The sequence below is a fragment of the Aquirufa beregesia genome (genome assembly GCF_011090385.1).
GTDB lineage: Bacteria > Bacteroidota > Bacteroidia > Cytophagales > Spirosomataceae > Aquirufa > Aquirufa beregesia.
This window is the reverse complement of sequence record NZ_SEWW01000050.1, coordinates 1-292: the sequence shown is the minus strand read 5'-3', so window position 1 is coordinate 292 and position 292 is coordinate 1. Positions and strand designations below refer to the sequence as shown.

The window sequence follows — 292 nt, the reverse complement described above, 5'->3', positions numbered from 1 at the left end:
CCTCTTCCCATCTCGAACAGAGAAGTTAAGCCCCGCACCGCTGATGATACTGGGATCAAACCCGGGAAAGTAAGTAAGCTCCAAGTTATTATTACCCTAAGCCCGCTAGATTCTAGTGGGCTTTTTTAATGTAGAATGATCAATGTGAAATGTAGAGTTATAATGTGTGAATGCCTGAATGACGTTGACCGTTTTATGTCACTTATACTTGATTCATATTCAAGTACTTTAGTTGTTTAGCCTATAGCTTGATTTAAATTTAGTAGTTTTTTCTCAAAAGCAATAGGTGTCA

The 292-nt window shown here is 37.7% G+C and carries 1 rRNA gene; it reads left to right on the top strand.

Annotated elements, in window-relative coordinates:
- Window positions 1-86, top strand: a 5S ribosomal RNA gene (gene rrf / locus EWU23_RS13840); the annotation flags it as partial.
- Window positions 87-292 lie beyond the last annotated feature (206 nt).